Source organism: Alphaproteobacteria bacterium, assembly GCA_030740435.1.
Classification (GTDB): Bacteria; Pseudomonadota; Alphaproteobacteria; order UBA2966; family UBA2966.
On sequence record JASLXG010000120.1, the window covers coordinates 1 to 5,729 of the forward strand.

Genomic DNA, 5,729 nt, shown 5'->3' on the forward strand with positions numbered 1-5,729 from the left:
TCAACGAAACGTCCAATCCGGCATAGTACTTCATGGCTGCTCTCCTTAACGCTTCTTGTGGCTGGAACATCCAGACCACGTTCCAAAAGCTCGGAGAGTAGCCACCCTCAGCGCCGATTACCCCATCTCTGTGGTTAATCCCTGATCGAGAATTACGCTAGGGCGCCCGGTAATCCGGCAGCTCTGGCTCCAGCAACACCGTGTTCGAGGGCGGGCTGGGGCGACCGGCCGGGTCGTAGGCGCGGACGTAATAGTGATACCTGAGGCCGGCCATGGCGCTCTTGTCTTTCCAGCGCCTCGACTTGGAGGCCTCGATCACCGACATGGCGCCGTCGTCGGCGGCGCGATATACGTCATAGCCGGCGACCTTGCCCTCGGCCTTCGACCACTTGAGGCGCGCCTCGCCGCTCTCGAATTCGACCAGAAGGCCGCCGCCGTCGGCACCCCAGACCGGGCCCTCGCCGGGCGCGTCGGGTGGTGCCTGGACCGCTCCCTTGGGCCAGAGGTAGCAGTTGACCGGCTTGTGTTCGCCATCCAGCGTCTTGCAGATATTGCAAAAGTCGCAGACCACGATGCGCTCGGCCTCGCCACGCTTGACCTTGTTGGGCCAGTCGGGATCGGCCAGCAACTGGCGCGCGATGCCCAGGATATCGGCGCGGCCATCCACCAGAATCTGCTCGGCGTCCTCGGGCCGCCAGATCTTGCCGGCCGTGACGATGGGGGTAGCGAAGCCCTTGGCGTTGATGAAGGCCTTGATCTCGGCCGCCAGGTCGACATGCGTCATGTCGGGGTGCCAGGCGTCGGGCATGGCGCGTTCACCGGAATAGCCCGAGTAGGCGTGCAGCACCTTGCCCGGGTGGTGCTCGGCGTCCTCGAACTTGCCGCCCACGGAAAGCGAGATGTAATCGCAGCCCAGTTGGGCGTGACGCAGCGCGATCAGCTTGCCTTCCTCGACGGTATAGCCGCCGCGGATGAATTCCTCGGCGTCGATGCGCACGCCGATGGCAAAGTCATGGCCGGCCTGGCGGCGGGCCTCGTGCATCACCCGGCCGATCAGCCTGAGCCGGTTTTCCAGGCTGCCGCCGTAGTCGTCATTGCGCGTATTGCGCCTGGAGATGAACGAGGCCAGCGTATAGGCGTGGGCCGAATGCAGCTCGGCCCCGTCGAAGCCGGCCTCGCGGGCACGCGCGGCAGCAGCCCCGAAATGCCCCACGATGGCGTCGATGTCGGTCTCGTCCAGCATGTCGATGGTCTGGCGCCAGCCCGAGCGCGCGATCTTCAGGAAATGGATGATCTGGGGCACGATCTTACTGTCCGAGGTGTCGTGGACGCGGCGCACCATGTCGCTGAGACCGGGCAGGTAACTCTGGTCGCTGATGCGCAGCAGCGGCCCCGACTTGGCACCGTGGACGGCCATGGCCTCGACCACGATCAGGCCGGCACCGCCCTCGGCGTAACGCACGTAGCGCTCGGTGATGTCCTGGTTGACCAGGCCGTCCTCGCCCGAGAGCCGCGTCACCATGGCCGGCACCAGGATGCGGTTGGGCAGCACGCAGCCGTTGATGTCGAGGGGTTCGAAGAGTTTCATGGGAGCGGTTTGGGCCATTCCTTGATCGAGGTCAAAAAAGGGTCATTATTCGCCGCTCAGCGGCCCTTGAACACGGGCTGGCGTTTTTCGCGAAAGGCCGCCTGACCCTCGCGAAAATCCTCGCTGGTGACGCACTGGCGCAGCCTGGCGGCGACCATCTCGAGGTCGGCCAGCGATCCCTTCTGGACGATTTCGTGAATGCCGGCCTTGGAGGCCCGAACAGACAAGGGCGCGTTGCCGGCGATGGTTTCGACCAGGCGCTGGGTCTCGGCCTCGAGCTCGGCCACCGGCACCAAGTAATCCACCAGGCCGATGCGATAGGCTTCCTGGGCGTCGAAGCGCTTGCCGGTGAAAAGGATATCCTTGGCCGCGGCCTGGCCCACGGTCTCGACCAGGCGGCGCAGGCTGACGAAATTGTAGGCAATGCCGAGCTTGGCCGCGGGGATGGCAAACTGCGCATCGTCCGCGGCAATGCGCAAATCGGCGCCACAGGCCATGGCCACGCCGCCGCCCATGCAATAGCCCCGGATCATGGCGATCACCGGCAGGGGGCAGCTTTCCAGCGCCGCCACGGAGGCGCCGAACGCCTCGTCCACCTTGGCCGCCGCCAACGAGGTATCGGCCTCGGTGGCAAACTCCGAGATGTCGGCACCCGAGATGAAGGCCCTGTCGCCGGCACCCCGCAGCACCACTACGTGCACCGCATCATCGGCTGCGAAAGCGGCAAGCCGCGCCGATATGGCCTGGCACATTTCCGAGGTCAGCGCGTTGCGCCGCTCGGCATTGTCGATGGTCAGCCAAGCGATGCCGGCCTTGATTTCACCGCGAATGCGGTCGCCCGGGTCGTCCCCCGTGTCGTCCATTGTGATCCTGTAGGGATAGGTGAATACTAGCCGCCGCAGTGTAGCCCGCATTTGCCGCCGGGTCATGGCCTCCGCGCCCCCTGCCCTCCCCCTGCTTGCCCCCTGTGGCCCGAGGATGAATATGAAACCACGCACCGTCGTCTCCATGGAACAGGCGCTGTCGCTGACCTATGCCACACTGCGCTTCAAACATCTGGGCTGGCGCGTGATCCGCGTCGAGGCCACGAATGAGGGCGGCAACCCCTATCCCGGCGATCCCAACCGCTACATCGGCACCCAGGTCGCCGACGAGGGCCGGCGCTCCTATTACATCGCCCCCAACGTGGGTAAGGAGGCCATATCCCTCAACCTCAAGAGCGCCGAGGGGCAAGAGGCGCTCAAGCGCATCATCCACGAGCTCGACGCCGACGTCTTCTGCTGCAACACCGTGCCGGTGCGATATGAACAGCTCGGCATCGACTACGACACCCTCAAAGCCGTCAAGCCCGACCTCATCTGGGCCGCCATCTCGGCCATGGGGCCCGACTATCCCAACGTGCCGGGCTACGACCCGGTGATCCAGGCCATGGTCGGCTACATGGACGTGACCGGTTTTGCCGACGGGCCGCCGACGCTGGCCGGGGTGCCGCTGGTCGACCTCAAGGCCGGTGACGAAGTCTACGCCAACGTCTTGATGGCGCTGCTGGAGAAGGCCGAGAGCGGCCGCGGCCGGCGCATCGACGTCTCCATGCTGCAGGCCGCGGCATCGTGGCTGATCACGCTGTTGCCGCTGGTCGACATGGGTTGCGAACCCGAAGAGATCTCGCGCTGGGGCAATGCGCATCGCAAGTTCATCCCGACCAACGTCTATCCCACCAAGGACGGCTTCATCTACCTGGCGCTGGGCAGCAACGTGCAATGGAAGCGCCTGACGGCGCTGGAGAAGTTCGCCCCGCTCAGCCACGGCGGCCGGCGCGACACGGCCGAGGTGCGCTACCAGGAGCGCGAAGACATCTACCGCGAACTGGGCGCCATCACGGCCCAGTACGATCGAGCCGAGATCGAGCCCGACCTGACCGCCGCCAAGATCCCCCAGGCCGCCATCCAGACCATCGACCAGGTCCACGCCATGGAGGCCATCCAGAGCAAGATGACCCACACCACGCTGCCCGACGGAAAGCGCATCGGCATGATACCGATGGCGGTGGATATCGAGGCGGCGGGCATGGAATACGCCTTTGCGCCGCGCCACGGCGAACACACCGACGCCGTGCTACAGGAAGTGGGGTATTCGGCCGACGACTGCGCCCGGATGCGTGAACAGGGCATCATCGATTGACAATGCGGGCCGAGGCCGACTCGTCGGGCTAGCACTGGAAGGCAGATGGAAACCCCGGACGAGCTGAAGGAACGCCTGCACCAGCAGGGCATCGAAGTGGACGACGAGGCGGCCCGGGCCGTGCTGCGCTATGTCACGGACCAGCGCCGGGTGCTGGCCCAGGTGCTGGCCCGGCTCGGCGGCAGCGAAATCACATGAGCGCCGATCCTTGCGAGCTCTCCCTGGTTGCAGCCGTCCAGGCCGTGCGCCGTGGCACGATTTCGGCGCTGGAGCTGACCGAAGCCTGCCTGGCCCGCATCGCCGCCCGCGACGGCGAGCTCTGCGCTTTCATCACCCTCGAGCCCGAGCGCGCGCGCCAGGCAGCACTTGCCGCCGATGCCCAGCGCCAGCGTGGCGAGGCGCTGGGGCCGCTGCATGGCATACCGCTGGCGCACAAGGATCTCTTCTGCCGCGCCGGGCGCCCGACGACCTGTGGCTCGAGGCTCTGGACGGACTTCGTGCCGGACTACTCAGCCTCCCTGCTGGAGTTCCTGGAGGCGGCCGGGGCCATCGATCTCGGTTCCCTCAACATGTCGGAATTCGCCTTCCATCCCGACGGCATGAACGTGCTCAAGGGGCCGGCACGCAATCCCTGGGACCCAAGCCGCGTCGCCGGAGGCTCCTCGGGCGGCTCGGCCGCGGCCCTGGCGGCGGGCTTCGTTTTCGGATCACTGGGCTCGGACAGCGGCGGCTCGATCCGCAGCCCGGCGGCGCTCAACGGCGTGGTCGGGCTGCTGCCCAGCTTCGGCCGCCTGAGGCGCCGCGGCATGGTGGTCTCCAGCGCCTCGCTCGACGGCCCCGGACCGATGGCCCGCTCGGCCGCCGATTGCGCCCAGTTGTTTAGCGTGCTGACAGGCGCCGCGCCGGCGCCCTCGCTGGCGCTGGCCGGCCAGCGTATCGGCGTGCCGCCGGGCGCGACGCTGCAAGGACTGCCCGCTGCCCTGGGCGCAGCCCTGACCGGCGCCATCGAGACCTGGGCCCAGGCCGGGGCCCGTATCGTCGAGGTGACACTGCCCGATCTCGCTTCCCTCAACGCCCTGGCCGGCATCATCTTCGCCTGCGAGGTGGCGGCGACGCACGCCGACAGCCTGCGCCGGCAAGCCGCCGATTTCACCCCGGCGGTGCGTCAACGCCTGCTCATCGGTTTCGGTTTTACAGCCGACGACTATTTGCGGGCAGTGGAAGTGCGAAGCGCGGCGCAGGCCGAATTCCTGGCCCGCGCCTTCGCCGATGTCGACACGCTGTTGCTGCCCAGCGCCGCCGACGTGGCGCCCAAGCTTAGCGAGGTCGAGGCGCGGGCGGCCGAGCCGGTGCTTTCCGGCGCCGCTTTCGAGCTGGCCACGCCGGCCGACCCCAGCTATTTCACCCGGGCCATAAATTACCTCGGCCTGCCGGCCCTGGCGCTGCCTTGCGGCTCGAGCCAGGACCTGCCGCTGGGATTCCAGCTCGTCGGCCGCCCCTTGGCCGACGAATACCTGCTCGGTCTGGGGCAGGCCTTCGAGAAACTAGCCCGCATTTCTCACCGGGTCACGGCCTGCGTCGCCCCCAGGTGATGCGATCCGCTAGGAAATGGCCGAGGCGCGTAGTGGGACTACGCGCTTCGGCCATTGACGACGCGGGCGCGCGCCTGGGGGCGACCCTTCGGGCGTGGGGGGGGGGGGGGCCCCCCGGGGGCGGGGGCGGGAGACCAAAGCCAACAAAAACCCCCCCCCCCCCCCCCCCCCACCCCACCCCCCCCCCCCCCCGCCCCCCCGCGCACCCCCCCCGGCCGACACCCCCCCCCCGCCACGCGCCGACCGCGCCCCCCCCCCCCCCCACACCCCCACCCCCCCGCCCCGCCCCCCGGCCGCCCCCCCCGACCCCCCACCCGCCCGCGGCCGCGGAGAGCCACCCCCACACCCCCCCCCCGCCCCCGAGCCAA

The 5,729-nt window shown here is 68.1% G+C and carries 5 protein-coding genes; 3 read left to right on the forward strand and 2 right to left on the reverse strand.

Annotation, left to right across the window (positions count from 1 at the left end):
- Window positions 1-157 precede the first annotated feature (157 nt).
- Together QGG75_12760 and QGG75_12765 are read right to left on the reverse strand one after the other, a co-directional pair.
- Window positions 158-1,588 (reverse strand): NADH:flavin oxidoreductase, encoded by a 1,431-nt coding sequence (locus QGG75_12760; protein MDP6068103.1) that lies wholly within the window; start codon window positions 1,586-1,588, stop codon window positions 158-160.
- Between the two features lie 56 nt (window positions 1,589-1,644).
- The gene (locus QGG75_12765; protein ID MDP6068104.1) at window positions 1,645-2,451 is read right to left on the reverse strand and encodes an enoyl-CoA hydratase; all 807 of its coding nucleotides are present in this window, start codon (window positions 2,449-2,451) and stop codon (window positions 1,645-1,647) included.
- 121 nt (window positions 2,452-2,572) lie between these two features.
- Here QGG75_12765 and QGG75_12770 point away from each other — a divergent pair, with 121 nt between their 5' ends.
- From QGG75_12770 to QGG75_12780, 3 genes are read left to right on the forward strand one after another with little or no spacing between them, the layout of a single operon-like run.
- Window positions 2,573-3,769, forward strand: a complete 1,197-nt coding sequence (locus tag QGG75_12770; GenBank protein ID MDP6068105.1) for a CaiB/BaiF CoA-transferase family protein — start codon at window positions 2,573-2,575, stop codon at window positions 3,767-3,769.
- A 45-nt stretch (window positions 3,770-3,814) separates the two neighbouring features.
- On the forward strand, window positions 3,815-3,967 hold the full coding sequence (locus QGG75_12775; protein ID MDP6068106.1) for a hypothetical protein: 153 nt from the start codon (window positions 3,815-3,817) through the stop codon (window positions 3,965-3,967).
- Window positions 3,964-5,361, forward strand: a complete 1,398-nt coding sequence (locus tag QGG75_12780) for an amidase (protein MDP6068107.1) — start codon at window positions 3,964-3,966, stop codon at window positions 5,359-5,361. Before QGG75_12775 ends, QGG75_12780 begins: the two co-directional genes overlap by 4 nt.
- Window positions 5,362-5,729 lie beyond the last annotated feature (368 nt).